This window comes from Candidimonas nitroreducens (assembly GCF_002209565.1).
Taxonomy (GTDB): domain Bacteria; phylum Pseudomonadota; class Gammaproteobacteria; order Burkholderiales; family Burkholderiaceae_B; genus Candidimonas; species Candidimonas nitroreducens.
This window is the reverse complement of sequence record NZ_NJIH01000008.1, coordinates 43,955-69,273: the sequence shown is the minus strand read 5'-3', so window position 1 is coordinate 69,273 and position 25,319 is coordinate 43,955. Positions and strand designations below refer to the sequence as shown.

Sequence of the window (25,319 nt, the reverse complement as noted above, 5' to 3'; positions counted from 1 at the left end):
CAGCGTGCGAACCGACATCGCGCACACGCGCCGCGGCATCGTCCGCGGCGGCCGCAGGGCGGCACGCGGCACGGTCTGGCTGTTCGACCTGGACAACACCCTGCACGACGCATCAAAGGCCATCTTCGCCGCCATCGACCGCAGCATGACCGAAGCTGTCATGCAGTCGCTGAATCTGGATCGCGAGGCCGCCACCCTGCTGCGCACCCGCTACTGGAAACGCTACGGCGCCACCGCCATAGGCATGGAGCGCCACCACGGCGTGGACATCGACGCCTTCCTGGAACTGAGCCACAGCTTCGAGATCGCCCCGCTGGTACATGGCGAATCGGGCCTGGCGCGCAGGTTGGCGCGCCTGCCCGGGCGCAAGATCGTCCTGACCAACGCGCCGCTGCCCTATGCCCGCACGGTGCTGGGCGCGCTGGGCATCCTGCGCCAGTTCGACAGGGTATGGGCCATCAACCACATGCGCCTGCAGGGGCGCGTGCGCCCCAAGCCATCGCTTGCGCTGATGCGCCAGGTGCTGGCGCGGCTGCGCGTGCCCGCCGCCCGCGCCGTGCTGGTGGAAGATACGCTGGGCAATCTGCGCAGCGCCAGGCAGGCCGGCATGCGCACCGTGCACGTCTATCACCCGGGCACCCCGTTTTCCGGCAAGCACAGCGGCCGCGGCCAGCACGTGGGACTGCGCGTAAACTCTGTCAGCGAACTGCTGCTCGGCCGCCGGCCGCTGCGCCGCTGACCCGGCGCTGCGCGGCGGCGTACCATACAGGCCATCACAACATCAGAAGAAATGGGAGACTGCAATATGGCGTGGCACATGCGAGCCCGGCGTGCCCGGACGGCCGGGCGCGGCGGCTGATGATGAAGAGCAATTCATGAATCCGCGCTCCGGCACACGCAAGACCCTAATCCTGGAAACCCTGGCCGCGATGCTGGCGCAGCCGCATGCGGCGCGCATCACGACCGCGGCCCTGGCCGACAGGCTGGGGGTATCGGAAGCCGCACTGTACCGGCACTATTCGGGCAAGGCAGCCATCTACATGGCGCTGCTGGATTCCATCGAGGCCCAGTTGTTCGAAGACTTGCAGCACATCGCCGCCACCGAGGCCGACGGCGCGCGCCGGCTCGGCCGCCAGGTGCACGCACTGCTGCTGTTCGCCGAACGCCATCCGGGCCAAACGCGCGTGCTCACCGGCGATGCCCTGGTGACCGAAGACTGGCAGCTGCAAGTTCGGCTCGGCGGGCTGATAGCCGCCATCCAGGACGAGCTTGCGGCCAGCGCCCTCGTGGCCCACCCTGCGCTGGCGCTGGCCGCCGACCCGCAACTGGCCGGCGGGCTGCTGATGCACTGGGTAAGCGGGCGCTGGCTGCGCTACGCGCAGACCAGCTGGCAGGCTCTGCCCACGGCGCGCCACGCCGAAGAGCTGGCGCTGATGGGCCTGCGGATGTCCTGAACAGTCCGGCAATGCGGTCGCCGCCAGGGCCAGCAAAGCCGCGTCAGCGATGACCGCAGACTGCGCAGCCCGGATCGCGCTGGTAGGCGATTTCGTGCCAGCGCATCGACAGCGCATCCAGGCACAGCAGGCGCCCCACCAGCGGCTCGCCCACACCGGTCAGCACTTTGATGGCCTCGGCGGCCTGGGTGCTGCCTATGATGCCGACCAGCGGCGCCAGCACTCCGGTGGTGGCACAGCTGATCTCGCGCGCCCCTTCGTTTTCGGGAAACAGGCAGTGATAGCAGGGCGAGGCGTCGCTGCGCAGGTCGTAGACGCTGACCTGCCCGGCGTAGCGGATGGCCGCCCCCGAGACCAGCGGCTTGCGGTGCGCGACGCAGGCGCGGTTCAGGGCGTGGCGGGTGGCGAAATTGTCGGTGCAGTCCAGCACCAGGTCGACGGCGGGCACGATCTGCTCGAGACGGGCCGCATCGAGCCTGGCCACCTCGGCCCGCACCTGCACCTCGGGATTGATTTCGGCCAGCATGTGCCGGCCCGATTCTGCCTTGGGCCAGCCCAGGCGCGCGGTGGTGTGCAGCAGCTGCCGCTGCAGATTGCTGAGCTCGACCTCGTCATCGTCGGCCAGGATGATGTGGCCGACCCCGGACGCCGCAAGATAAGAGGCCGCGGGCGAACCCAGCCCGCCGGCACCCACGATGAGTACGCGCGCTTCGAGCAGGCGCTGCTGGCCCTCGATGCCCACTTCGTCGAGCAGAATGTGGCGCGCATAGCGCAACAGCTGCGCATCGTTCATAGGGCCTGCTCACACTAAAAGGGGAGTCGCACTGGTGGGCAAATGGGCGCCAGGCTAGGCACTGGGCGAGGCCGCGTGGCCGCTCCACGCAACGAGCCTGTAACGACGCATGGCGCCCATTTGCCCACCAGCCCGAAGGGTGGCCACAAAAAAGCCCGCCCCTCGGCGTTGCTCATGCTCGCCGTGGCACCACCACGGCTGCGCTTCGCGCCTTGATGGACGAGCTTTTTTGTGGCCATGCGGCTCTCCTTTTAGTGTGAACAGGCCCTAGTGCAGCTCGATCAGCCCATGCGGAGTGATGCGGAAGCGCTCGATCTTCTGGCCCGGGGCCGGCTGGGGCAGCGCACCGGGCGCGGGCCGGTCGGCCGAGCCCGGTTCTTGCGGTTTCACTTCACTTTTTTTTTCAGCCGGTTCGGTCTTGCTGGAGCCACCAGCAGCGGGCTTGGCCTTGGCATCTTTCTTGGATGAAGCCAGGATCAGGCCCGGCTCTATCTTGTGCACCTTGCGGCCTTCGAGGAAGTTGACCGCCTGGCGCAGCTGGAAGTCGTCGCTGCCGCCGAACTCGAACATCTTGGGCTCGACCTTGGGCTTGCTGGTACTGGCCTTTTCTTCGTCGGTGCTTTCGTCGGTGACCGCGCTGTTGAGCAAGTGGTGCTTGAGATCGACCTCGCGCGGCAGGCGGAACAGATTGCCCTGCGGCGTGTCGTCCACGACGATGTCGGGTTCGACGCCGGTGACCTGGATGGAGCGGCCGCTGGGCGTGTAATAGCGCGCCGTGGTCAGCTTGATGCCGGTGTCTTCGCTAAGCGGCAGCACGCTTTGCACCGAGCCCTTGCCGAAGGTGCGGTTGCCCATGATCTTGCCGCGCTTGTGGTCTTGCAGGGCGCCGGAGACGATCTCGGAGGCCGAGGCCGAGCCGACGTTGACCAGCACCACCATGGGTACGGTCTTGGTCCAGCCCGGCACCGTGGAAACGCCATCGGACTGGGTCACGTAGTACTGGTGGTTCGACGAAGGCACGCGCCCTTTGGTGGAAACCACCAATTGGCCGGGCTTGAGGAAGGTCGAGGCCACGCCTATGGCGCTTTCGAGCAGGCCGCCCGGGTCGTTGCGCAGATCGAGCACCACGGCCTTGGGCGCATGCTTGCCGCCCAGCGTGCGCAACTGCTTGACCAGGTCGGGCACAGTGGTTTCCTGGAATTGCGAGATGCGCACGAAGGCGATGTCGCCGGGCAGCATCTTGCTGCGCACGCTGCGCACCTTGATGATGGCGCGCACGATCTTGACCTTGAGCGGCTTGGCCTGGCCCGCGCGCTTGATGGTCAGGACGATGGACGTATTGGGTTCGCCGCGCATCAGCTTGATGGCGTCGTTCAGCGTCATGCCCTTGGTGGGTTTGCCGTCGATCTCGGTGATGAGGTCGCCGGTCAGGATTCCGGCGCGCGCGGCCGGCGTGTCCTCGATGGGCGCGATGACCTTGGGCATGCCGTCTTCGCTGCCGATTTCTATGCCCAGGCCGCCGAAGCCGCCCTGAGTGATGGCCTCCATTTCCTTGAAGGCCTCGGGGTCGAGATACGCTGAATGCGGATCGAGATCCGTGAACAGGCCCTTGATCGCGTCGTCGATCAGGGTCTTGTCGGACATGGGTTCAATGTAGCTGCTCTTGATCGCCGAAAACACATTGGCGAACTGCTGCAGCTCTTTGAGCGGCAATGGACTGCCGCGCTGCGCGGCGGCAGAAATGCCCAGGCTGATCAGGATACCCCCGGCCACACCCAAAGCCACCAAACCGAAACTGCGAAACCTGCGAGCGCCCATGCATATTCCCAAATAGACTCTTTTCACGGCCGGCCGCACCGGGCCGGCCATGTCCCGCCGCCGCAACAGGCCTCGCCGGGCGCGTGGACACAAGCGTACATAGTACCGAAATTAATGCCCCAGCCAAAGCAGGGGATTCACCGGCACGCCCGCGTGCCGGATTTCGAAGTATAGACCGGGCTCCACTTGGCCGCCGGTGGCCCCTACCGTGGCAATGGTTTCCCCCGCGCGGACGACGTCGCCCACCTGCTTGAGCAGGCTCTGGTTGTAACCGTAGATGCTAAGGTATTTATCGCCATGGTCGATGATGAGAATGTTGCCGAAGCCCCTGAGCCAGCTGGCATAGACCACGCGGCCCGGCGCTACGGCATGCACTGCGGTGCCCGCCGCGGTGCGCAGCACGATGCCGCGCCACAGGCCGCCGTCGGGCCGGCTCATGCCGAAGCGGCCCTGCACCTCGCCGTGCACGGGATAGGGCAGGCCGTGCTTCAGCCCGCTGAAGCCGCCCGGCGGCGGCAGGCTCGGCGCCGCCTGCGGGGCAGCTGGCGCGGCCTGCTGCTGCGCCTGCCGGGCTTTTTCGGCCTCGGCCTTCTGCGCCTCGGCCTGGCGGGCCTGGGCGCGGGCCGCCTCGACCTGCTCGCGCGCCTGGCGCGCCTGTTCCTGGGCCTGTTCCTGGGCCTGCTGCTGCGCCTGCGCTTCCTGCCGGGCCTGAGCTTCCTTGCGAGCCTGCGCCGCCTGGCGGGCGGCCTGCTCGGCCTGGCGCCGGCGAGCCTCGAGCGCCTCGCGCGCCTTGCGCTCGGCTTCGGCCTTGCGCCGCTCGCGTTCCTTGCGCTCGGCCTCGCGCTGCTGGGCGATGGCCTGATCCAGCCCCTCGATCAGGCGGCCCATGCGCTGGTCGTTGTGTTCCAGCGTGTGCGCTTGGCCGCGCTGCTGCTTGAGCTGGGCGTCGATGCTGGCCAGCACTTTCTGGTGCTCGGCCTTCTGGCGCTCGAGTTCTTCTTTCTGCTGCTCGGTCTGCTGCGCCACCTCCAGCAATTCCTTGCGGCGCGCCTCGGCACGGGCCCGCAGGCTCTCGAGTTCCTGCAACACGCGGCGTATGGCCCGCAAGGTATCAGCCCGCGCCTTGGACACATAGCCCAGATAGCCCAGCTCGCGGCCTATGGCCTGGGGGTCGTTGCCGGACAGCAAGGCGGTCCAGGGAGACAGGCCGCTGGCGTACTCGGAGCGCAGCTGTGCGGCCAGTTCGGCCTGGCGCGCGGCTAATTCTTTGCGGCGCGCAGCGGTATCGGTGGCGATGCGCGCCAGGTCGTCCTCGGCGGCGTGCTTCTGGTCGGCCAGCTCGACCAGCCGCCGGTCGATCGACGAAATGGCCGATTCGGAGGCCTGCAGCGCATCGGCGGCCTCGTGCCGCGATGCTTCCTGCTGGTCGATGTCTTTCTGCAGCTTCTGGATGCGCACGCGCAACTCGGAACGCTGCTTGCGCGCCTGTTCCTGGCGGGCAGCCAGCACCGCCGACGAATCGGCGGCCGCGGCAACGCCCGCCCACGCGCCCGCAATCAGGGCGGCGCAACCCGCCAGGCGCCGCAGCTTTGCCGTTCCGGTCATGGGGAAGCGCGCATCCGGGAGGTTTCCTGTTTTCGTCCTACTTGGCGGCCTTGCCCTGGGCCGCCACGGCGGCCACGGCGGCCGCGATCTCGTCGGGATCGCCCAGATAATAGTGGCGAATGGGGCGCAGCTCGTCGTCCAGCTCGTAGACCAGCGGCTGCCCGGTGGGGATGTTCAGGTGCACGATGTCGTCGTCGGAAATACCGTCCAGGTGCTTGATGAGCGCGCGCAGGCTGTTGCCGTGGGCGGCCACCAGCACGCGCCGCCCGGCACGTATGGCCGGCGCGATCGACTCGTTCCAGAACGGAATGACGCGCGCCACGGTGTCTTTCAGACATTCGGTGGCGGGCAGCTTGTCGGCCGCGATCTTGGCGTAGCGGCGGTCGTGGCTCGGGTGGCGCGGGTCGTCCAGGGCCAGCGGATCGGGGGCGATGGCATAGGCGCGGCGCCAGATCAGCACTTGCTCGTCGCCGAACTTGGCCGCCGTCTCGGCCTTGTTCAGCCCCTGCAGCGCCCCGTAGTGGCGCTCATTCAGGCGCCAGCTCAGGCCGATGGGGGTGTACATGGCGCCCAGCGCGTCCAGCGCGATCCAGAGGGTGCGTATCGCCCGCTTGAGCACGGACGAATAGGCCAGGTCGAACTCGAAACCCTGGCTCTTGAGCAGTTCGCCGGCCTGCCAGGCCTGCTGCCGGCCGGTTTCGGTGAGGTCGACGTCAGTCCAGCCGGTGAAGCGGTTTTCCAGATTCCACTGGCTTTCGCCGTGGCGCATGAGTACGAGTTTGTGCATGGTCAGAATGGCCCGAAAAATGAATTGTTTTCTCCATTTTATAATTGTCTGATTCAGCTCTTATTCCAGGAGCCAATTCAGGACAAATCGTGGATTTTCTTTTAAGCCAAAACAACCTGTACATCGTCATCATCGCCCTGGTTTCCGGCGGCATGCTGCTGTGGCCCACGCTGACCAAGGGACGCAGCGGCAACGCGGTAAGCGTACAGGAAGCCATACAGCTGGCCAACCAGCGCCAGGCGATATTCGTCGACGTGCGTACGCCCGAGCAGTACAAGGCCGGCAGCATCGCCCAGGCGCGCAACATCCCCGCGGCCGAACTCGCCGCCAAGGCCGCCGCGCTGCCCAAGAACAAGCCCGTGATCCTGGTCTGCGACCAGGGGCGGGAATCGGCCAGGGCCGTGGCGGCGCTGCGCAAGCAGGGCCTGGAAGCCGTAAGCCTCGAAGGCGGCCTGCGCGGCTGGACTCAAGGCGGCCTGCCGCTGGGCAAGAAGGCCTGAACCCCAAGCCCGGCGTATCTTTCCCGCCCCCGCTGGCGCCCTCGCCCGCCGGCCTTGTCAGCGGCCATTCAGCCCCCATATCTACATATATAAATTTCAGATACCGCTACCTAGCGCAAGACTTATGGCCAACGTCACCATGTACTGCACCGGGGTTTGCCCCTACTGCGCCCGCGCCGAAATGCTGCTCAAGAAGCGCGGGGTCACCGAAATCCACAAAATACGCATCGACCAGGATCCGTCCCAGCGCGCCGTCATGATGGAACGTACCGGGCGGCGTACGGTGCCGCAGATCTATATCGACGACCGCCACATCGGCGGCTACGATGATCTGTCGGCGCTCGATCGCGCCCACGGCCTGGAGCCGCTGCTGCAGAACTAGCCCGCTGGAGCCCCAGCGCTTCAATGAGCTGTGGCCTGCCCGGGCTGGCGAAAAGAGCAACCCTCTTTTACCGATTTCTCTTCTAGGGTGATCAAGGCCCTATCCGACACACTCTTACAACCAGGAAACCCATCCCATGGCCGACCAAGACACCAACACCCAGCAAGAATCCCAGGATCCCAGCTTCAGCCTGCAGCGTACCTATGTGAAGGACGTATCGCTGGAAATGCCCAACGCGCCGCAAATCTTCCTGGAGCAGGAAGCCCCCAGCGTCGAGGTGTCCATCAATGTCAGCGGCCAGCAGTTGGCCGATACGGTCTATGAATGCAGCGTCACCTCGACCGTTACCACGCGCATCTCGGACAAGGTGCTGTACCTGATCGAAGCCACGCAGGCGGGCATCTTCGAAGCCTCGAACATCCCGGCCGAACAGCTCGATCCGCTGCTGGGCATCGTCTGCCCGACCATGCTCTACCCCTACCTGCGCGCCAACGTCGCCGACCTCATCAACCGCACCTCCCTGCCCCCGCTGCACCTGGCCGAAGTCAACTTCCAGGCCCTGTACGAACAGCGCCTCGAACAACTGGCCGCCGAACAAAACAAGAACGACTCCGGCATCGTCCTGCCACCCGGCGTCACCCGGCAGTAAGGCGCACGGGGCAATGAGTACGCCCGCGCGGCCGTCCGGAGGGCGTACTCCCTCCCACGGGGAGGATGCCGCGCAGCGGCAGGAGGGCCGTTCATCCTTTGCGCCCGCGCGGCCGCCCGGAGGGCGTGCTCCCTCCCACGGGGAGGATGCCGCACAGCGGCAGGAGGGCCGTTCCTCCTTTACGCCCGCGCGGCCGCCCGGAGGGCGCGTCGCGGTACTGGGCGCCGGCATCTGGGGCACGGCACTCGCCGCCCTGTCCAGCGCCCGTGCCGACACCCTGCTGTGGGCGCGCGACGCCGGACTGGCGCAGCGCATGCGCGCCACCGGCCGCAACGACAAATACCTGCCCGACATCGACCTGCCGCCGCAACTCGCGATCGGCGACGATTTCGACGCCGCCACGCGCCACGCCTGTGGGCCGGCGGGCGGCCTGCTGCTACTAGGCGTACCCGTAGCCGGCCTGGCCGACATGTGCGCCCGCCTGGCGCCGCAACTGGCGGCACGCGGCAAGGACGCCGCCCCCGTGTCCCTGGTCTGGACTTGCAAGGGCTTCCAACAGGACACCGGCAAACTGCCGCACGAAATCGTCCACGAGGCCCTGGCTGCGGCCGGCCTGAATGCCGCCTCCACTCCCGGCCTGGGCGTGCTTTCCGGCCCGTCTTTTGCCCTTGAAGTCGCGCGCGGGCTGCCCGTGGCCCTGACCGTCGCCGGCACCCGCCCGGAAGTGGCCGCCGCGGTCACGGCCAGCCTGCACGGCGGCCACGCGCGCATCTACACCAGCACCGACGTGATCGGGGTCGAGGTGGGCGGCGCCCTGAAGAACGTGATGGCCATCGCCTGCGGCATCGCCGACGGCCTGGGCCTAGGCACCAACGCCCGCGCGGCGCTGGTCACGCGCGGCCTGGCCGAAATGCAGCGCCTGGGCGTCGCGCTCGGCGGCCACGCGGACACTTTCGCGGGCCTGACCGGCCTGGGCGACCTGGTGCTGACCGCCACGGGGGCGCTGTCGCGCAACCGCCAGGCGGGCCTGGCGATCGGCCAGGGCGCCACCCTGCAGCAGGTGCTGGCCAAGGGCATGACCACCGAAGGGGTGCGCTGCGCCCGCGCCGCCCTGGAGCTGGGCCGGCGTCACAACGTCGATCTACCTATCACAGAGGCTGTGTGCGCAGTATTATTCGACGGTATTTCCCCCGAACAGGCCGTCTCGAACTTGCTGGCCCGCGAAGCCCGGGCCGAGACGACACTGTCCTGACATCTTCCTCCATGCCTACATCGAAGGGATTTTTCATGTCCAAGTTCATGCCGTCCCGCAGGGCCGCGCACAAGACCATGCTATGCCTCGCCGCCAGCGCCGCGGCACTATGCCTCGCCCCCGCGGCCACGGCCTCGCCGTGGCCCGACCACCCCATCCAGATGGTAGTGCCGTTCCCGCCGGGCTCCTCGCCCGACACGCTGGCGCGCCTGATCGCCGATCCGCTGTCCAAGGCACTGGAGCAGCCCGTCATCGTCGAGAACAAACCCGGCGCCGGCGGCAATATCGGCACGCGCTACGCCAGCAAGGCCAAGCCCGACGGCTACACGATCCTGCTGACGATCAACGGCCCGATGGTCACGGCGCCGACGCTGTACAAGAAGACGCTGGGCTACGACCCGACCACCGACCTGGCGCCCATTACACTGGTGGGCACCAGCCCGAACGTGCTGATCGTGCCGGCCGATTCGCCCGCCAAGAGCGTGCAGGATTTCGTGGCCATGGCCAAGGCCAAGCCCAACACCCTGAACTACGGTACCGTCGGGCCGGGCAGTTCCTCGCATCTGTCGATGGCGATGCTGGAACACCAGGCGGGCATCTCGATGCAGCAGATCCCCTACAGCGGCTTCCCGCAGGTGGTGTCGGCCATCATCACCGGCGACATCCAGGCCAGCTTCATGGTGCCCGGCCTGGCGGTGCCGCAGATCAGCGCCGGCAAGGTGCGGGCGCTGGCGATCACCAGCCTGCAGCCCAGCGAACTGCTGCCGGGCATCCCCACTATGGCGAGCCAGGGCTACCCCGGCTTCGAGGCGATATCCTGGGACGCGATGTTCGCCCCCGGCGGTACGCCCGAAGACATCGTCGACCGCCTCAACCAGGCCATCACGCAGATCCTCGCCGACCCCAGCGTGAAGCAGAAGATGGCGGCCCTCTATTTCTCGGCCGCACCGTCTTCGCCTGACCAGCTCACTGACCTGATGAACAAGGACAAGGCGCGTTGGGGCGCCGTGATCGACCGGCTGCATCTGTCTCTGGACTAGGCTACGTTCTACGTTCGGCTCGTGTAGTTCTTAACCCGCCGGGCAGCCTCAACGGGTTAAGAGCTACACCCAACAGCCAAAGGATTCGCTCTGCGGCCGAAGGGCTCGATATATTGCAGCAATGGTTAGTATTGCGACGGTGGTTGGTTTTAACCGCCGGGGCTGCCCTGCGGAGTTCCGATGCTCGGCAGACTCGCCTGCGCTTCGGACTCCTCCGGGATCCCCGGCTCGCAGCCCAACATCCTGTACGGTTGTTATCCCGTTTCTAAACCAAGCTTGGTTTTAGAAACGGATTAAAACCCGTCGCATGCCGCGGTGTGAGCTGAGAACCCCGGAGGAGTCCGAAGCACAGCCCGAGGTTGGGCGAGCATCGGAACTCCGCAGGGCAGCCTCAGCGGATTAAGAACCACACCCAGCAGCCCAAGAATTCACTCAGCGGTCAAAGAGCCCGATGTATTGCGGCGATGGCGGTATTGCGATGGTGGCTGGTTCTTGACACGCCGGGGCTGCCCTGCGGAGTTCCGATGCTCGGCAGACTCGCCTGCGCTTCGGACTCCTCCGGGGTCCCCGGCTTGCAGCCCAACATCCTGCACGGTTGTTACCCTGTTTCTAAACCAGCCTTGGTTTAGAAACGGATTAAACCCGTCGCGTGCCACTGTGCAAGCTGAGGACCCCGGAGGAGTCCGAAGCACAGCCCGAGTTTGGGCGAGCATCGGAACTCCGCAGGGCAGCCTCAGCGGCTTAAGAACCACACCCAGCAGCCCAAGAATCCACTCAGCGGTCAAAGAGCCCGATGATGTATTGCGGCGATGGTGGTATTGCGACGGTGGCTGGTTCTTGACACGCAGGGCAGCCTCAGCGGGTTAAGAACTCTACGACACGCGCCCCGCCGCCATAACGCAGTTACGGCAACCAGACATCGCCCCGACCGCATCGCGTCAAACACTCCCCTCATACCCCGCCTGCCGCCAGGCCTCGTAAACCGTAACGGCTACCGCATTGGACAGATTCAGGCTGCGCTGATTGGGCCGCATCGGCAAACGCAGGCGCTGCGGCGGCGCGAACAACTCCAGCTGCGCCGCCGACAGGCCGGCGGTTTCGCGACCGAACACGAACACATCGCCGGGCTGGAATCGCGCCGCGCCCAACAGCGTACTGGCGCGAGTCGTCATCGCATAGCACCGCTGCGCCCCCGCCCCCGTGGCCTGCAGCGCCTGCTGCAAGTTGTCATGCACCTGTACATCCACCCACTCGTGATAATCCAGGCCCGCGCGCCGCAGCTTGCTGTCTTCCAGTTCGAAGCCCAGCGGCCGCACCAGGTGCAGCCAGGCGCCGGCATTGGCGGCCAGCCGTATGACATTGCCCGTATTGGGCGGGATTTCGGGTTCGACCAGAACAATGTGAAACATAGCTTCCTGTTTAGTTGACCATATCGCCCCATGGCGCCGGCGAACCGAGGTTACGCCAACGTGGCGACAAGCGCATGCATATACCGCAATGCCTCTGAACTGAACAGCCCCCGCCGTAATACGGATTCGCGGCCATAACGGCACGTGTGTTGAGAGAGCGAGGCGCAAAGTCTCAGAAGAGATAATGCAAAGTCTCAGAAGAGAGCATGACGCCAAGCCTCGGAACACCACGAATGGTACGGCAAGGCGAAGCAGCGCCGTTATCTTTTCGGCCGCGAATCCGTATACGGCGTGCGCGCCACCACCAGCCCGGTTACCGAGGCGGCGCCGGCCGCCTTGAAGGCGCGGGCGATGCTGTCCAGCGTACTGCCGGTGGTCAGCACGTCGTCGACGACTGCGATGGACGCGCCGGGCACCGGCACCGGGCAGGTATACAGGTGCTCGACGCTGCTTAGCCGCTGCTCGCGCGGCAACCGCGCCTGGCGGCGCCCTTCGCGGGTACGGCGCAGCAGCTCGGGCCGCAGCGCGTAAGGCAGGCGCCGCGCCAGGGCGCGCGCGACCTCGGCCGCCGGGTTGAAGCCGCGCCGCTTCAAAGCGCCCAGGCTGGCGGGCACGGGAACCATGATTGTATGCCGCGGCAGCGGCGGCTCCGCCGCCAGCACGGCGTCGGCCAGCAGCCCCGCCAGGGTGCGGGCGTGCGCATGACGGCGCCGGCTCTTCATGTGGCGTATGAGCTGGTCGCCGGGCGTAGCGTAATCGAAGGCGGCAATGACGCGGTCGAAAGCCGGGCGCAGCAAGGCGCAGTCCGGGCATGGCTGCCCGCGCAGACGCAACGGCAGGGCACACACCGGGCAATGCGCGGCGGCGGCACGGCTGGCCGAAACCTCGTCACGGCACGCGCCGCACAGCAGATGGCCGGCCGCCGCGCCACCGCACAGCGGGCAGTCGCAAGGCACCCGACGCAACAGGTCGTCCCAGGCGCGACGCAGCCGCCAGGCCCACGGCGCGCAGCCATGGCCGACAGGGGAACGCAAGGAAGCAGCGGGCGCCGATTCGCGCGCCGCAAAGGGATACGCCATAATAGAATCTGCATGCCGGCTCGCTACTCGCCCGAGCTCATGCCGTATCTGAGCACGAATCTTCCAGAGCCACCAGCCCTTGCGCGCAACTATGTCACAGCCCCCCACCCTGCCGCTGAACACCGCCCACGTCATACAGCAATTCTCGCGCCGCAGCCCGCTGGACGATGCGCAGTTCCTGTACGGTGAAGTGGCGCAGCGCATGCTGCAGCGCCTGAGCTACATACGCATCCAGCCCAGCGCCGTGCTGGATGCAGGCTGCGGCGCCGCCCATGCGCTGGAACCCCTGCGCTCGCGCTACCCCGAGATGGACTACACCGGCCTGGACGCCTGCGCCGCGCTGCTGCAGGTGGCCAATGAAAGGTACGCGGCCAAGCCCAGCCTGTGGCAGAAGCTGCGCAACAAGCCCACCCGCGCCTTGCGCTTCATACGAGCCGACCTGGCCGACAGCGGCCTGCCGCCCGAAAGCCTGGATCTGGTCTGGTCGAACATGGCCCTGCACTGGCACCCGCAGCCGCACCGCGTGCTGGCGGAATGGCGGCGCACGCTCAAGACGGGCGGCCTGGCGATGTTCTCGTGCCTGGGCCCGGGCTCGCTGCGCGAGGTGCGCGAAGCGCTGCAAAGCGCGGGCCTGGATACCGTTACGCCGAGCTTCGTCGACATGCACGATTTCGGCGATCTGCTGATCGAACACGGTTTCGCCGACCCGGTCATGGATCAGGAAATCCTCACGCTGACCTACCGCAACGCCGACAAGCTGCTGGCCGACTTGCGCGCCCTGGGCGGCAACCCCGCGTTGGGGCGCAAGCCCGGACTGGCCTCGCGCAACTGGCGCGACCGCCTTTGCGAGGCGCTGGAAAAGCAGCGCCACCAAGACGGCACCATACACCTGAGCCTGGAAATCGCCTACGGCCACGCCTGGCGCGGCGCAATCGACCGCAGCGTGCCCGGCGAGACCCGCGTGTCGGTGGCGGCCATCGTGCGCAAGCGCAAGCCCAGCCCGCCGCAGCCCTGATACACACCGCAGCAGCACGCCGCGCAATGGCACAGGCAGCGCGATGAGTCGCGCAAATAGGTGCGCAGGCAGGCGCGCGCAAGCGGCCGGGGTCAGCTGCTTTTCTTGCGCGAAGAATCGATGCCGAGCTGCTTGAGCTTGCGATAAAGGTGGGTGCGCTCGAGGCCGGTTTTTTCCGACACGCGCGTCATGCTGTGATTCTCGCGGCCCAGATGGTATTCGAAGTAAATGCGTTCGAATTCGTCGCGCGCATCGCGCAAAGGCTGGTCGAGCGCGATGCTGCCCAACAGCGAGCTGCCGCTTTCCTTGGGTTGCGGTTCGGCCGCTATGGGCGCCGGCGTGGTGACCAGCGGCTGGCCGGCTTCGGGGCGGCGCTCGGGCAGGCGCGCGGCCGCCGCCATGCCCGGCGAAAGCACCGGCCGGGCCAGGCCGGCGGCGATCGACTTCAGCAGCTTCTGCAGGGTGATGGGTTTTTCGAGGAAGTCGACCGCGCCGATGCGCGTGGCCTCGACCGCCGTATCTACGGTGGCATGGCCGCTCATCATGATGACAGGCATGTCGAGCAGGCCTTGCGAACCCCATTCTTTGAGCAGGCTGACGCCGTCGGTGTCGGGCATCCAGATGTCGAGCAGGACGAGATCGGGGCGTGCGCGCAGCCGCGCGGCGCGAGCCTGCGCGGCATTTTCGGCGAGCTCGACAGTGTGTCCTTCGTCGTAAAGGATTTCGGACAACAGCTCGCGTATGCCTATTTCGTCATCAACAACCAGGATTCTGGCCATACAACCTCACTTATCTTTTCCCCGCATTATCGTTCCCTTGCGCCGCCGAGTCCATAGAGGGCACGGGCGCGGGGGGCATGGGCCTGGAAGCCGGCGCATCACGTCGGCGCATCTCCTGGATGCGCGGCCAGGCGCGTCAGCAGGATCGAGATGCGCGCTCCGCCTTCACGGCGATTGGAAATGTCGATGCGCCCGCCGTGCTCTTCAACGATTTTCTTGACGATCGCCAGCCCCAGCCCGGTGCCCGTCGACTTGGTCGTGACATAAGGCTCGAAGACGCGCGGCAGCACCTGCGACGCGAAGCCCGGGCCGTTGTCGCTGACCGTCAGGCGCACCGCCCGGTGCTGCTCGCCCTCATCGCCGCCCGAGCGCGTATAGCGCGTCTGCACCTGGATGCGAGCCGCGGACAGGGGCTGTTCCTGGCTGGCCGCGTCACGCGCATTGGCCAGCAGATTGTGCATGACCTGGCGCAGCTGCATGGGGTCGCCTTCGATAGCCGGCACCTGCGCATCGAAATCGGCTTCGATGGCCGGCCCGCGCCGCTCTTCGCGGCCGGCAGCACCGCCGGCCGGATCCCAGCCGTACAGCGTCAGCACTTCGGCAATCAGTTCGTTGATGTCGATGGCCTGCATCTGCGCCGGCGGTGTGCGCGCGTATTCGCGGAAATCGTCCACCATCTGCTTCAACGACGCCACCTGATTGACGATGGTGTTGGTCGAACGCATGAGCATGGCGGCATCGGTCTCGTTCAGGCGGTCGGCCAGCTTCATCGCCAGACGCTCGGCCGACAGCTGTATGGGCGTAAGCGGATTCTTGATCTCGTGAGCCAGGCGGCGCGCCACTTCGCCCCAGGCCACGGTGCGATTGGCGGAGATGACTTCGCTGATGTCGTCGAACACCACCAGGTAGCCGTTGTTGCGTCCGTCCACGCTGAGATGCGTGCCGCGCGCCAGCAGAGTAACCACATGTTTCTTCTGCTCGTTGTCGGTGGCCGCCTCGATCTCCAGCTCGAACTGCTGCTGCCAGTACTGCCGTTCCGAGCCCACGGCGGCGTGGGCGGCAAAGGCCTGGCGGATCTGCTGCGACAGTTCGAACGCCCCTTCCACGGTTTCCAGCGGCCGGCCCTTGACCGAGCGCAGATCGACGCGCAGGATGGCCTGCGCGCCGTTGTTGAACATGGTGACGCGAAAGGCTTCGTCGAACACCAGCACGCCCGAGGACAGGTTGCTTAGCACCGATTCCAGGTACACCTTGGAGCGTTCCAGCTGCTGGCGGTTGCTCTCGACCATGTGGCGCGCCTCGTCGAGCTGGCGCGTCATGGCATTGAAAGACCGCGTAAGCTGCCCGACCTCGTCTTTTTCGGGAGGCTCGGGCAAGGGCCGGTAATCGCCCACGCCGACCGCCTGCGTGCCCGCGGCCAGCGTCAATAGCGGGCGCACCAGGCGGCGCGACAAGGCCAGCGCCGCCACCACCGCGGCGAACACGGCCAGGATCAGCGCCAGGGTCAGGGTGATGCCGTACAGCTTGCGCAGGCCCAGGCGCGACAGGGCCAGTTCCTGGTAGTCGCGGAAGCCCTGCTGCACCTGGTTGGCGTTGTGCGCGATCTGATCCGGCACCGGCTGCAGCACCTGCAGCCAGCGCGTATCGGGCGCCACGCCCAGCGTATAGGAAAAGCGATCCATCGAATTGATGGGGATCACGATGCGCAGACGCAGGCCCGAGCTTTCGCCGTCCGCGCCCAGGCCGCCGCTCTTGCGGTCGTAGGTTTCGGCGGCCGCATAGCCGCGCGACACCCGCAGCTGGTTTATGACGCTGGTCGGCGGCATGTCCGGCAACATCTGGCCATAGGCGGCCGAAGAAAAAGCCACCAGCCGGCCGCTGCCGGTGAAGACCATGGCCTCGGCCACGCCACTGGCCTCGCGCAGCGGGGTGATGGCCAGCGCCATGTCCGAATCGCTGGAATTGGCCAGCTTGGCCGCGATGTCGTGCGCACGCGAACTAAGATCGCTGATCTGGGAATCGAGTGCCGCGCGCCCCAGGTTCAGCCCGGCTTCCAGAGCCGTGTCGACACGCACATTGAACCAGGACTCGATGGAACGCGACATGAACTGCACCGACAGCACATAGATCAGCGCGCCCGGCAGCACGCCGATCAGGGCGAAGGACAAGGCCATCCGCGAAGTCAGGCGCGCGCCGAACTGACGGCGCCGGATCTGGCGCAGCAGCCTGGCGGTCAGCACCAGCACCCAGAAGATCAGGGCGACCGCGAACACGCCATTAAGCACCAGCAGCGTGTCGTACTGCTGGGCATAGCGCGAGGCATTGCCCGTGGACCAGACCAGCATCGCGAGCAGAGCCAGGGCACTGACCGCAGCAACGACCAGCGCCAGCCTCAACCCCCAGGTCAGGAGGGATCTGCGGCGGAGACGGAAAAGGTGAAATCTTTCCATGGTGTGGTCATAGACCAAGCGCTGCTGTTGAGCGCATTGATCTGGAAGGGGCGCGCCAGGCGCGACGTGTCAAGGCGCAGGCGCAGCTTGCCGTAGTAGGTGCGGCCGGGCTCGAGGTCTTTCAGGCTGGCCACGGCCCAGCCGCGTATGTGCCGAACCACCGACAGCGAATCGTTCAGTGAAGCCTCCGGCAGGGACAGGTCGCCGGTGCCCACGCGCCACTGGCGGGTCAGCGCGTTGTAGAGCACGCGCCAAGTCAGCTGCTTGTTGACCACCGTGCGGTCGAACCACCACCAGCGCCGCGCAACGATCTCGAGATCGGCGGTGAAATAAATGGGCACGCCTTTCTGGGCGGCGTCGCGCAATTCGCTGCTGACGTCGAAGTCGATGTCGGCATCGATGTACAGCTCGCCGTCGCGCACCGCAGGTTCGACCCGGGTAACCTGCGCCGGATCCTGCGCCCACGCGGTGTCGGCCTGGACACACAGGCCCAGGCACACCAGCAGCAGACACAGCATGCGCACTATCATCACTTATGTCGGTTCTTGGGGAGCTTCTTGGGAAGCCGCAAGGCTAAAGCCCCGCAGAAGCCCCCGAGCAAATGGCCCGAGCCATGGATCCCGCAAGAACCACGGCCGGCAATACACAAGCATTTGTTCAGAGCTTCCCGGGTTCATTATTTTTGACGACTCAGGGTTTCTTGGCAAACAAGGCGTAATAAAAGCCATCATACAGGCTGGCCGCGCCTTGCCCGGGCAGAGGCAGCAGTTGGCCCGGCGCGGGCAGGCGCAGGGCATCGGGGTGGCGCTGCGCGAATTGCCCGGCCTGCAGGCTGCCTTCCTGGGGGAAGATCGAGCAGGTGGCGTACAGCAGGCGCCCGCCCGGCTTGACCGTGCGCCACAGGGCGTCGGCGATGCGGCGCTGCAGGGCGGCCGTACGGGCCACGTCGGCCTCGCGGCGCAGCCAGCGGATGTCGGGGTGGCGGCGCACGATGCCCGATGCGGTGCAGGGTACGTCGGCCAGCACCGCATCGTAGGGACGGCCGTCCCACCACTGATCCACATCGGCTGCATCGGCGCAGCGCAGCGCCACGTGCGGGCCGTCCAGGCCCAGGCGCCGCAAGTTCTGCGCCACGCGCTCCAGCCGTCCGGCGTCGGCGTCCAGGGCCTGCAGCTCGATATCGGCCGACTCCAGCAGGTGCGCGGTCTTGCCGCCCGGCGCCGCGCAGGCGTCCAGCACGCGCATGCCGGCAGTTGGCGCCAACAGGGCGGCAGCCTGCTGCGCCGCGGCGTCCTGCACCGACCACAGCCCCTGCTCGAAACCGGGAATCTGCTGCACCGGGCAGGGCCGCGCCAGGACGATGCCGGCGGCGCCCAGCAGCCGCGCCTCGATGCCGGCATCCCGCAGGCGGGCCAGCAGCTCGGCCGGCGTGCTGCGGCGTACATTGACACGCAGGGTCATGGGGCCGGGCTCGTCGGCCGCCCCGAGCAAGGCCTGCCAGTCTTCGGGATAGGCGCGCCGCAGCAGTTTCACCCACCATCCGGGATGGTTCCAGCGCCCGCGCGGGCTGCGCAGCGCCTGCTGCAGCAGCTCGTCGCGGCCGCGCAGGAAATTGCGCAGCACGCCGTTGAGCAGGCCTTTGTAGGGCGCGAGCCGGCTCTGCGAGGCGGCGGCGCGCACGGCCTGATCCACCACCGTATGCACCGCGTACACCGGCACGCCGCGCCGCAAGGCGTCCTGTCCGGCCGCGTCTGCGGCAACCGCCGCGGCGGTTGGGGCCGTGGCTGCAGCCGCGGTTGCGTCTGCGGTTGCGCCTGTAGTTGCGCCTGAGGCTGCGCCTGCGGTTGCGCCTGTAACTGCGTCCGAGCTTGCAGGCGCTGTGCTTGCCGCCGCGGCGCAGGCGGCATCCAGCAGCGTCAGGCTGACCAGCAGCAAGGCATCGAACAGGGGGTTGGGCGGAACCCGGCGCACCAGGGCTGCGCGCAGTTCAAAGGCCAGGCCCAGGCGGCGCATGGCGTGAAATGAAATGGCCTGCGCCCCGGGCCGCAGCCCGGCCGGCGTCTGCGCCAGGCTGTCCGACAGCGAGCGCCCCGACAGCACCGCGCGCACATTGTGCGCGGCGGCCAGCATGAGATCGGACAGGGCGGGGCCGGAAGAACCAGGGGTTGCGGATGCGGAGGTAGGCATGGCGGCGAAGAGAATCTGGTACGGACTGTATCATCAATTGCCGCGCGGACGCGCCTGGACGCGCCCAGCATCCTGCCGCGCTCTCGCTTTACCGGGACGCTCCTGATCCATGGATCGCGAGCGCGGCAGGACGACCCGCGCCGCCCCGTTTTCCAAGGGGCCGCCGCAACCGTTAAAATTACAGCCTTTTCCTGCCCTTACGCGGCCTTGCCGCGGGCCCGGGCATTCCAGAGGCCTTACCCATGAATTCCCCCAAAGTCGGTTTCGTCAGCCTGGGCTGTCCCAAGGCGCTGGTCGATTCCGAACGCATATTGACTCAGCTGCGCACCGAAGGCTATGCCATCACGCCGGACTACGACGACGCCGACGTGGTGGTGGTCAACACCTGCGGCTTCATCGACAGCGCCAAGGCCGAATCGCTCGATGCCATCGGCGAGGCCATCGCCGAGAACGGCCGGGTCATCGTTACCGGCTGCATGGGCGTGGAAGAATCGGCGATCCGCGACGTGCATCCGGCGGTGCTGGCCGTTACCGGGCCGCAGCAGTACGAGCAAGTGGTGCGGGCGGTGCACGAGGCCGCGCCGCCCAACCTGGAGCACGACCCCTATGTGGATCTGGTGCCGCCGCAAGGCATCAAGCTGACCCCGCGCCACTACGCCTACCTGAAGATTTCCGAAGGCTGCAACCACCATTGCAGCTTCTGTATCATCCCGTCGATGCGCGGCCGGCTGGTCAGCCGCCCGGTGGGCGACGTGCTGGGCGAGGCCGAGCGCCTGGTCAAGGCCGGCGTCAAAGAGCTGCTGGTGATCTCGCAGGACACCAGCGCCTACGGCGTCGACGTCAAGTTCCGCAGCGGCTTCTGGAACGGCCGGCCGGTCAAGACCCGGCTTACCGAGCTGTGCCAGGCGCTGGCCGGCTTCGGCGTCTGGACGCGGCTGCATTACGTCTACCCCTACCCGCACGTCGACGAGGTCATACCGCTGATGGCCGAGGGCCGCATCCTGCCCTACCTGGACATCCCCTTCCAGCACGCCAGCCCGCGCATCCTCAAGGCCATGAAGCGCCCCGCCTTCGAAGACCGCACGCTGGCGCGCATCAAGCAATGGCGCCAGGCCTGTCCCGAACTCACCCTGCGCTCGACCTTCATCGTCGGCTTTCCCGGCGAGACCGAGGAAGACTTCCAGTACCTGCTGGATTGGATGTCCGAGGCCCAGCTCGACCGCGTCGGCTGCTTCCAGTATTCGCCGGTGCAGGGCGCGGCCGCCAATGAGCTGCCGGATGCCGTGCCCGACGAACTCAAGCAGGAACGCTGGGACCGTTTCATGGCGCACCAGCAGGCCATTTCCACCGGGCGCCTGGCGCAGAAGGTGGGGCGCGAGATCGATGTGCTGATCGACGAGGTCGACGCCGACGGGGCCATAGGCCGATCCAGCGCCGACGCGCCCGAGATCGACGGCAATGTCTACGTGCAGAGCGAGCGCCCGCTGCAGCCCGGCGACATGCTGCGCACCCGCGTCACCGACAGCGACGAATACGATCTGTACGCGCAGGCCGTCTGATATTGCGCCCCATCGAAGCGGTGCCGGCGGTATTGCTGCTGCCGCACCTGACGGCGCCCGCGCTCACCCACGGCTTTGCGCTAGGCGCCTAAAACACGTAACGTAAGGCCGCAATACCGCAAGGCCATTCATGAGCCCCTTGCCGCATGAGCCGCCCTTGCTGCATGGGTCGCCCCTGCTGCATGAGTCGCCCCTGCTGCGTCAGGCCCGAGTATCGGCGCGCCACTGCCAGCCGCGCACGAACACCTCGACCGGCTGGCGTTTGCCGCCGGCTTTCTGCAGCACGCGCAAGCGCAGCACCCCATCGGCAGTCGCCATGTCTATGCCCTGCGGGCCGGCGGCTTCGACTTCGCCGGGGGCGCGCGCGGCGGGGCCCGGCAGGGCCTCGGCCAGCCAGACCTTGACCGGCTCGGCCAGCCCCGGCAGGCGCGCAGTAGCGCCGGGCACCGGGTCGAAGGCCCGGATGCGCCGCTCCAGTTCCTGAGCTGAGCGCGAGAAGTCCAGCGGCGCCTCGGCCTTGTCCAGCTTGGCGGCGTAGGTTACGCCCTCGGCCGGCTGGGGCTGCGGCTCGATGTCGCCGGCTAGCAGACTGTCCAGCGCCTGGACGATGGCCTGTGCGCCCAGCGCCGCCAGTTCGTCGTGCAGGCGCGCGGCATTGTGCTGCGGCGTGATGGGGATTTCCCGGCGCAGCAGCATGGCGCCGGTGTCCAGGCCGGCATCCATCTGCATGATGGTCACGCCGCTGCGCGCGTCGCCGGCCTCTATGGCCCGCTGGATCGGCGCCGCGCCGCGCCAGCGCGGCAGCAGGCTGGCGTGGATGTTCAGGCAGCCGCGGCGCGGCAAGTCCAGCACCCATTGCGGCAGGATCAGTCCGTAGGCGGCCACCACCATTGCCTCGGGCACGCAGCTTTCCAGGGCCCGGCGCGCGGCGCCCGCCTCTTCCGGATACTTGCCGTCCAGGCGCAGGCTGCGCGGCTGCAGCACCGGTATGCCCGCCGCCACTGCCGCTTGCTTGACCGGCCCGGGCACGAGCTTCATGCCGCGCCCCGAGGGCCGGTCAGGCTGGGTCAACACCAGGCCGATCTCGTGGCCGTGCGCAATCAGGGCGTCCAGCGCCAGGCGCGCGAATTCCGGGGTTCCGGCAAAGACAAGTCGCATGATGGAAAGGGCTGCGGATTCAAAACCGCATGATAGCAAGCGCCCCATGGCGACGGGACGCGGGCGCGCCGCGATGCGCCCCGTGCCGTGCGCCGCGGGCGCGGCCGCGCGGCACGGCCCGCAACTCAGCCGGCGCCCATTTGCCTGCCGGTGCGGCAGCCCTTTTTAATGTGAAAGAAGCCCCTTTCATTCTCGGGGGAGGCGGCGCCCGCCATGACCGTTAGGGCCGGCAGCCCGGACACTGGCGAACCGCGGCCGCTACATGCGGTGGGCTTCCTGGCGTTCCTGTTTGCGGATCTTGGTGCGGATGCGGTTCTGCTTCAGCGGCGACAGGTACTCGACGAATACCTTGCCCAGCAGATGGTCGAGTTCGTGCTGCACGCAGACCGCCAGCATGCCGTCGGCGTCGAACTCGAAGGGTTCGCCCTGCTCGTTCAGCGCGCGCACATGGATGCTGGCCGAGCGGCGCACCTCGTCGTAGACATCGGGCACCGACAGGCAGCCTTCCTTGGAAACTTCTTGTTCTTCGCTCTTCCAGGTGATCTCGGGGTTGATCAGCACCAGCAGGTCGTTGCATTCGTCGGAGATATCGATGACCACCACCCGTTCATGCACGTCTACCTGCGTGGCCGCCAGGCCTATGCCCGGCGCTTCGTACATGGTCTCGGCCATGTCGCGCACCAGCTTGCGGATGCGGTCGTCGACGACTTCCACCGGCTTGGCGATTTTACGCAAGCGCGGATCGGGGTAACGGAGTATGGGAAGCAAAGCCATGTGTATGAGTACGTCCAGTATGTTCGGCGGCGGTTCGGGCCGCGAGGCCGGCCCGCTCGACCAGGCCCTAGGCGCAGCCGGTAACACCGGCGGTTCCGTGCCACGGCGCGCGCGCCGCGCCCGCCCATGCCATATATCAAAACTCTATAATAAAACAAAGGCCTGTGCGCTACAGGCGATGCCCCGCGGATGCTGCCCGAAGACACGGGGCCGCCCCATCGAGGCCCGCTTGGCGTGCGCCGCCTCCCGCGGGGCAGGCTATCCCGATCACTACCCGCTGCACCGGCGCGGCATCCTGTGTCACACTCGCGCCATGCCGCTGCATCTGCCTCCCGAAGAAATCTCCGCCTGGGTGCGCCTGTCGGCCGAGCCCGGACTCGGCCCCGTACAGGCGCGCCAACTGCTGCAGGCTCTGGGCCTGCCCCAGCACATCTATGCCTCGCGCCCGGCCGCCCTGGCACGGCTGCTGCCCCTGGAATTGGCGCAGAGCCTGGGCGCGCCCATGTCCGACGCCGCGCAGGAACAGGCGGCGCGCGCGCTGGAATGGCTGCAGCACCCGCAGCACCACTTGCTGACGCTGGCCGACCCCGCCTATCCCAAGGCGCTGCTCGACACCCACGACCCGCCGCTGCTGCTGTACGTGAACGGCAGGCCGGAACTATTGTCGGCCCCCACCCTCGCCATGGTGGGCGCGCGCAACGCCAGCGCCGGCGGCATCGACAACGCCCAGGCCTTCGCCCGCCACTTGGCCGGACAGGGCTGGTGCATCGCCAGCGGCCTGGCCATGGGCATAGACGCGGCCAGCCACCGCGGCGCCCTGCTCGCCGGGCCCGAGGGCGGCAGTACCGTCGCCGTGTTGGGCACCGGTATAGACATCGTCTACCCGGCTCGCAATCACCAGCTGGCCCACGAAATCGCCCAGCACGGCGCCCTGGTTTCGGAACTGCCGCTGGGCTGCCCGGCCCTGCCCCACCAGTTCCCGCGGCGCAACCGCATCGTCGCCGGCCTGGCGCGCGGCGTACTGGTGGTGGAAGCCGCGCGTCAGAGCGGCTCGCTGATCACCGCCCGCCTGGCCACGGAAATCGGCCGCGAGGTGTTCGCCATACCCGGCTCCATCCACTCGCCGCTGTCGCGCGGCTGCCATGCGCTGATTCGCCAGGGGGCCAAGCTGGTGGAGTCCGCCGCCGACATTCTCGAAGAGCTCGCGCCGCGGAGCGGCCCGGCCCAAGCGAGCCCCGTCGCCGTGTCCGGCCCATCCGCCGCAACGGCCCCGAGCCCGCCGGCCCGCCCCGGCAGGCTCGGGGCGGCCGTCGCTTTGGATCGTGCGCCGCATGCCCCCCACGACACCGGACAGCGGCGCGTGCTGGATGCCATGGGCCACGATCCGGTGGACGTCGACACGCTGCAGCGCCGTACGCAGCTGCAGGTGGCCGAACTGCACGCCGCCCTGCTCGCGCTGGAACTGGACGATGCGGTGGCCAGGCTGGACGACGGCCGCTACCAGCGCCGCCAAAAAGCTTATGATTGAAGCTCGACCGGGCGCGGCGGCCCGCAGGCTGCCGGCCACACCATTGAAATCCGGCCCCGGCGAGCCCACAGAAATTCGCACGAGTGGCCCGAGTCTGATGCACCCGCCGAAGGGGCGCCGCAGCGGGGTTCACTTGCCCCGAACCTTCCCGGCCCATGCCAGGGCCATGTAAATCACCAGGAAGACCAACATGTCTTTACCAGCCAAAGTCAAGATCGTCGAGGTTTCGCCGCGCGACGGCCTGCAGAACGAAAAAGACTTCATTGCCACCGGCATCAAGGTCGAACTCGTGGATCGCCTGTCGGCAGCGGGTTTCCCCAATATCGAGGCGGCCTCGTTCGTCTCGCCCAAATGGGTGCCGCAAATGGCCGACGGCGCCGAAGTCATGCAAGGCATACGGCGCCGGCCGGGCACCATTTATTCGGTGCTGACCCCGAACCTGCGCGGCTTCGAAGGCGCCCTCGCCGCCAAAGCCGACGAGGTGGTGATATTCGGCGCGGCCAGCGAGGCCTTTTCGCAGCGCAACATCAACTGTACGATCGCCGAATCCATCGCGCGCTTCGAGCCCGTGGCGGCGGCGGCCAAGCAGGCCGGCGTGCGCCTGCGCGGCAGCATCAGCTGCGCGCTGGGCTGCCCCTACCAGGGCGAGGTGCCGATCGAGTCCGTGGTCGACGTGGCCCGGCGCCTGCTGGCGCTGGGCTGCGACGAGATCGACGTCGCCGACACCATAGGCGTGGGCACCGCCACGCGCGTGCGCCAGGTCATGGACGCGGTCACCAAGGTGGTCGATCCGTCACGTGTTTCGGGCCACTTCCACGACACCTATGGCCAGTCGCTGGCCAATATCCTGGCGGCCATGGAGGCGGGCATCAGCATCTTCCACACATCCGTGGCGGGCCTGGGCGGCTGCCCCTATGCCAAGGGCGCCACCGGCAATGTCGCCACCGAAGACGTGCTGTACATGATGGACGGCCTGGGCGTGAACACCGGCGTGGATCTGAACGAGGTGGTCGATATCGGCATGTGGATTTCCTCCCGCATCGGCCGCAAGACCTCGAGCCGCGCCGGCAATGCGCTGGCGGCCCGCAGGGCGGCCTGATA

General features: G+C 67.3%; 23 protein-coding genes. 11 read left to right on the top strand and 12 right to left on the bottom strand.

Annotated elements, in window-relative coordinates:
* Positions 1-4: 4 nt before the first annotated feature.
* Both CEY11_RS14320 and slmA read left to right on the top strand, forming a co-directional pair.
* A complete protein-coding gene (locus CEY11_RS14320; RefSeq protein WP_088604089.1) occupies positions 5-739 on the top strand; it encodes a pyrimidine 5'-nucleotidase in 735 nt (244 codons plus the stop codon).
* Positions 740-875: 136 nt separating this feature from the next.
* Positions 876-1,454 (top strand): nucleoid occlusion factor SlmA, encoded by a 579-nt coding sequence (gene slmA / locus CEY11_RS14315; protein WP_088604088.1) that lies wholly within the window; start codon positions 876-878, stop codon positions 1,452-1,454.
* Between the two features lie 43 nt (positions 1,455-1,497).
* On the opposite strand, the gene CEY11_RS14310 is transcribed toward slmA, so the two are convergent.
* The 4 genes from CEY11_RS14310 to gpmA form a co-directional block, all read right to left on the bottom strand.
* On the bottom strand, positions 1,498-2,247 hold the full coding sequence (locus CEY11_RS14310; RefSeq protein ID WP_088604087.1) for a HesA/MoeB/ThiF family protein: 750 nt from the start codon (positions 2,245-2,247) through the stop codon (positions 1,498-1,500).
* Positions 2,248-2,514: 267 nt separating this feature from the next.
* Positions 2,515-4,065 carry a S41 family peptidase gene (locus tag CEY11_RS14305; RefSeq protein ID WP_088604348.1) on the bottom strand — a complete coding sequence of 517 codons (1,551 nt, stop codon included), beginning with the start codon at positions 4,063-4,065 and terminating at the stop codon, positions 2,515-2,517.
* A gap of 111 nt (positions 4,066-4,176) precedes the next feature.
* Positions 4,177-5,670 carry a murein hydrolase activator EnvC family protein gene (locus CEY11_RS14300; protein ID WP_233154890.1) on the bottom strand — a complete coding sequence of 498 codons (1,494 nt, stop codon included), beginning with the start codon at positions 5,668-5,670 and terminating at the stop codon, positions 4,177-4,179.
* Between the two features lie 37 nt (positions 5,671-5,707).
* A complete protein-coding gene (gpmA, locus tag CEY11_RS14295) occupies positions 5,708-6,457 on the bottom strand; it encodes a 2,3-diphosphoglycerate-dependent phosphoglycerate mutase (protein ID WP_088604086.1) in 750 nt (249 codons plus the stop codon).
* Positions 6,458-6,546: 89 nt separating this feature from the next.
* Between gpmA and CEY11_RS14290 the strand changes: the two genes are divergently transcribed.
* From CEY11_RS14290 to CEY11_RS14270, 5 genes are all read left to right on the top strand, one after another.
* Positions 6,547-6,957: a rhodanese-like domain-containing protein gene (locus CEY11_RS14290; RefSeq protein ID WP_233154889.1), complete on the top strand. Its 411-nt coding sequence runs from the start codon at positions 6,547-6,549 to the stop codon at positions 6,955-6,957.
* A gap of 124 nt (positions 6,958-7,081) precedes the next feature.
* The gene (gene grxC / locus CEY11_RS14285; RefSeq protein ID WP_088604085.1) at positions 7,082-7,339 is read left to right on the top strand and encodes a glutaredoxin 3; all 258 of its coding nucleotides are present in this window, start codon (positions 7,082-7,084) and stop codon (positions 7,337-7,339) included.
* A 136-nt stretch (positions 7,340-7,475) separates the two neighbouring features.
* A complete protein-coding gene (gene secB, locus CEY11_RS14280) occupies positions 7,476-7,988 on the top strand; it encodes a protein-export chaperone SecB (RefSeq protein ID WP_088604084.1) in 513 nt (170 codons plus the stop codon).
* 13 nt (positions 7,989-8,001) lie between these two features.
* On the top strand, positions 8,002-9,240 hold the full coding sequence (locus CEY11_RS14275; RefSeq protein ID WP_088604083.1) for an NAD(P)H-dependent glycerol-3-phosphate dehydrogenase: 1,239 nt from the start codon (positions 8,002-8,004) through the stop codon (positions 9,238-9,240).
* A gap of 35 nt (positions 9,241-9,275) precedes the next feature.
* A complete protein-coding gene (locus CEY11_RS14270; protein ID WP_088604082.1) occupies positions 9,276-10,280 on the top strand; it encodes a Bug family tripartite tricarboxylate transporter substrate binding protein in 1,005 nt (334 codons plus the stop codon).
* 938 nt (positions 10,281-11,218) lie between these two features.
* Here the strand turns inward: CEY11_RS14270 and CEY11_RS14265 are convergent.
* Both CEY11_RS14265 and CEY11_RS14260 read right to left on the bottom strand, forming a co-directional pair.
* Positions 11,219-11,689, bottom strand: a complete 471-nt coding sequence (locus CEY11_RS14265) for a tRNA (cytidine(34)-2'-O)-methyltransferase (protein ID WP_088604081.1) — start codon at positions 11,687-11,689, stop codon at positions 11,219-11,221.
* A 260-nt stretch (positions 11,690-11,949) separates the two neighbouring features.
* Positions 11,950-12,768 (bottom strand): phosphoribosyltransferase family protein, encoded by an 819-nt coding sequence (locus CEY11_RS14260; RefSeq protein WP_088604080.1) that lies wholly within the window; start codon positions 12,766-12,768, stop codon positions 11,950-11,952.
* 91 nt (positions 12,769-12,859) lie between these two features.
* Between CEY11_RS14260 and CEY11_RS14255 the strand changes: the two genes are divergently transcribed.
* Positions 12,860-13,783, top strand: a complete 924-nt coding sequence (locus CEY11_RS14255) for a methyltransferase domain-containing protein (RefSeq protein ID WP_088604079.1) — start codon at positions 12,860-12,862, stop codon at positions 13,781-13,783.
* A gap of 92 nt (positions 13,784-13,875) precedes the next feature.
* Here CEY11_RS14255 and CEY11_RS14250 read toward each other — a convergent pair whose 3' ends face one another.
* From CEY11_RS14250 to rsmB, 4 genes are all read right to left on the bottom strand, one after another.
* Positions 13,876-14,562 carry a response regulator gene (locus tag CEY11_RS14250; RefSeq protein ID WP_088604078.1) on the bottom strand — a complete coding sequence of 229 codons (687 nt, stop codon included), beginning with the start codon at positions 14,560-14,562 and terminating at the stop codon, positions 13,876-13,878.
* A gap of 98 nt (positions 14,563-14,660) precedes the next feature.
* A complete protein-coding gene (locus CEY11_RS14245; protein ID WP_408608130.1) occupies positions 14,661-17,012 on the bottom strand; it encodes a sensor histidine kinase in 2,352 nt (783 codons plus the stop codon).
* Complete coding sequence (locus CEY11_RS14240) at positions 16,967-17,530, bottom strand: DUF4390 domain-containing protein (RefSeq protein WP_233154888.1); 564 nt, start codon at positions 17,528-17,530, stop codon at positions 16,967-16,969. Before CEY11_RS14240 ends, CEY11_RS14245 begins: the two co-directional genes overlap by 46 nt.
* A gap of 172 nt (positions 17,531-17,702) precedes the next feature.
* On the bottom strand, positions 17,703-19,199 hold the full coding sequence (gene rsmB, locus CEY11_RS14235) for a 16S rRNA (cytosine(967)-C(5))-methyltransferase RsmB (protein ID WP_233154887.1): 1,497 nt from the start codon (positions 19,197-19,199) through the stop codon (positions 17,703-17,705).
* A 242-nt stretch (positions 19,200-19,441) separates the two neighbouring features.
* Here rsmB and rimO point away from each other — a divergent pair, with 242 nt between their 5' ends.
* Complete coding sequence (gene rimO / locus CEY11_RS14230; RefSeq protein WP_088604076.1) at positions 19,442-20,758, top strand: 30S ribosomal protein S12 methylthiotransferase RimO; 1,317 nt, start codon at positions 19,442-19,444, stop codon at positions 20,756-20,758.
* Between the two features lie 201 nt (positions 20,759-20,959).
* On the opposite strand, the gene fmt is transcribed toward rimO, so the two are convergent.
* A complete protein-coding gene (gene fmt / locus CEY11_RS14225) occupies positions 20,960-21,916 on the bottom strand; it encodes a methionyl-tRNA formyltransferase (protein WP_088604075.1) in 957 nt (318 codons plus the stop codon).
* 258 nt (positions 21,917-22,174) lie between these two features.
* Entirely contained in the window at positions 22,175-22,690 is a 516-nt protein-coding gene (def, locus tag CEY11_RS14220) for a peptide deformylase (protein ID WP_088604074.1), read from the bottom strand.
* Between the two features lie 313 nt (positions 22,691-23,003).
* Here def and dprA point away from each other — a divergent pair, with 313 nt between their 5' ends.
* Both dprA and CEY11_RS14210 read left to right on the top strand, forming a co-directional pair.
* Positions 23,004-24,218 (top strand): DNA-processing protein DprA, encoded by a 1,215-nt coding sequence (gene dprA / locus CEY11_RS14215; RefSeq protein ID WP_088604073.1) that lies wholly within the window; start codon positions 23,004-23,006, stop codon positions 24,216-24,218.
* Positions 24,219-24,408: 190 nt separating this feature from the next.
* The gene (locus tag CEY11_RS14210; RefSeq protein WP_088604072.1) at positions 24,409-25,317 is read left to right on the top strand and encodes a hydroxymethylglutaryl-CoA lyase; all 909 of its coding nucleotides are present in this window, start codon (positions 24,409-24,411) and stop codon (positions 25,315-25,317) included.
* Positions 25,318-25,319 lie beyond the last annotated feature (2 nt).

Coding starts and splice junctions, on each gene's coding strand:
- slmA (WP_088604088.1), top strand. CDS start 876: ATGAATCCGCGCTCCGGCACACGCAAGACCCTAATCCTGGAAACCCTG.
- CEY11_RS14310 (WP_088604087.1), bottom strand. CDS start 2,247: ATGAACGATGCGCAGCTGTTGCGCTATGCGCGCCACATTCTGCTCGAC.
- CEY11_RS14305 (WP_088604348.1), bottom strand. CDS start 4,065: ATGGGCGCTCGCAGGTTTCGCAGTTTCGGTTTGGTGGCTTTGGGTGTG.
- CEY11_RS14300 (WP_233154890.1), bottom strand. CDS start 5,670: ATGACCGGAACGGCAAAGCTGCGGCGCCTGGCGGGTTGCGCCGCCCTG.
- gpmA (WP_088604086.1), bottom strand. CDS start 6,457: ATGCACAAACTCGTACTCATGCGCCACGGCGAAAGCCAGTGGAATCTG.
- grxC (WP_088604085.1), top strand. CDS start 7,082: ATGGCCAACGTCACCATGTACTGCACCGGGGTTTGCCCCTACTGCGCC.
- secB (WP_088604084.1), top strand. CDS start 7,476: ATGGCCGACCAAGACACCAACACCCAGCAAGAATCCCAGGATCCCAGC.
- CEY11_RS14275 (WP_088604083.1), top strand. CDS start 8,002: ATGAGTACGCCCGCGCGGCCGTCCGGAGGGCGTACTCCCTCCCACGGG.
- CEY11_RS14270 (WP_088604082.1), top strand. CDS start 9,276: ATGTCCAAGTTCATGCCGTCCCGCAGGGCCGCGCACAAGACCATGCTA.
- CEY11_RS14265 (WP_088604081.1), bottom strand. CDS start 11,689: ATGTTTCACATTGTTCTGGTCGAACCCGAAATCCCGCCCAATACGGGC.
- CEY11_RS14260 (WP_088604080.1), bottom strand. CDS start 12,768: ATGGCGTATCCCTTTGCGGCGCGCGAATCGGCGCCCGCTGCTTCCTTG.
- CEY11_RS14255 (WP_088604079.1), top strand. CDS start 12,860: ATGTCACAGCCCCCCACCCTGCCGCTGAACACCGCCCACGTCATACAG.
- CEY11_RS14250 (WP_088604078.1), bottom strand. CDS start 14,562: ATGGCCAGAATCCTGGTTGTTGATGACGAAATAGGCATACGCGAGCTG.
- CEY11_RS14245 (WP_408608130.1), bottom strand. CDS start 17,012: ATGGAAAGATTTCACCTTTTCCGTCTCCGCCGCAGATCCCTCCTGACC.
- CEY11_RS14240 (WP_233154888.1), bottom strand. CDS start 17,530: ATGCTGTGTCTGCTGCTGGTGTGCCTGGGCCTGTGTGTCCAGGCCGAC.
- rsmB (WP_233154887.1), bottom strand. CDS start 19,199: ATGCCTACCTCCGCATCCGCAACCCCTGGTTCTTCCGGCCCCGCCCTG.
- rimO (WP_088604076.1), top strand. CDS start 19,442: ATGAATTCCCCCAAAGTCGGTTTCGTCAGCCTGGGCTGTCCCAAGGCG.
- fmt (WP_088604075.1), bottom strand. CDS start 21,916: ATGCGACTTGTCTTTGCCGGAACCCCGGAATTCGCGCGCCTGGCGCTG.
- def (WP_088604074.1), bottom strand. CDS start 22,690: ATGGCTTTGCTTCCCATACTCCGTTACCCCGATCCGCGCTTGCGTAAA.
- dprA (WP_088604073.1), top strand. CDS start 23,004: ATGCCGCTGCATCTGCCTCCCGAAGAAATCTCCGCCTGGGTGCGCCTG.
- CEY11_RS14210 (WP_088604072.1), top strand. CDS start 24,409: ATGTCTTTACCAGCCAAAGTCAAGATCGTCGAGGTTTCGCCGCGCGAC.